1 protein-coding gene and 1 pseudogene are annotated in these 525 nt (G+C 32.0%); one reads left to right on the top strand and one right to left on the bottom strand.

The features are described from left to right. On the top strand, positions 1-287 hold a 287-nt coding region (locus tag FUA24_RS04915; protein ID WP_148540277.1), incomplete at its 5' end, for a type IX secretion system membrane protein PorP/SprF. 51 nt (positions 288-338) lie between these two features. On the opposite strand, the pseudogene FUA24_RS25025 reads toward FUA24_RS04915, so the two are convergent. Continuing rightward, positions 339-525: pseudogene (locus FUA24_RS25025) on the bottom strand (hypothetical protein); the annotation flags it as partial.

Here is a 525-nt window from a genome sequence, read left to right as displayed (position 1 = left end):
TGTATAGGCAAATGGATTTTGGTTCGCTTTGGGCAGGTTTATCATACCGAAATAGTTTTGATGGCGCCGAATATATAAGTACTAACACTGTAAATAGCCAAAGATTACAGCAAATAACACCGCTTGTTGGTGTAAATTATAAAAACTTTATGTTTGCTTATACGTACACACATCAGGCAAATTCTGTGGTTTATACCAATGGCGGATTTCATCAGTTTACTTTAGGTATTAATTTTGGTTGCCGAAGAGAACGTTACGATTGTAAATGTCCGGCAATTAATAATTAAATAATACTAACAATATAAAAAAGGCTCGTTTTAAAACGAGCCTTTTAGTTTTTATTTCCAAGTATAATTTTTCTTTTTGGCTTGGGTTTTTATAGCTTTTGTCATGGCGTTTTCTAAACCATTACTTGAATTAGCTTTACTTTTTTCAGAAATGTATCTACTGCGTTTGGCATGTAAATCTTGAATTTTTTTCTGAATTTCGGTTCTTTCTGCTTTCTTTTTAGCAATGTAAGCTTTA

The sequence above is a fragment of the Seonamhaeicola marinus genome, from assembly GCF_008085455.1.
The sequence above is the reverse complement of the archived record's forward strand: the minus strand, read 5'-3'. Positions and strand labels throughout refer to the sequence as shown.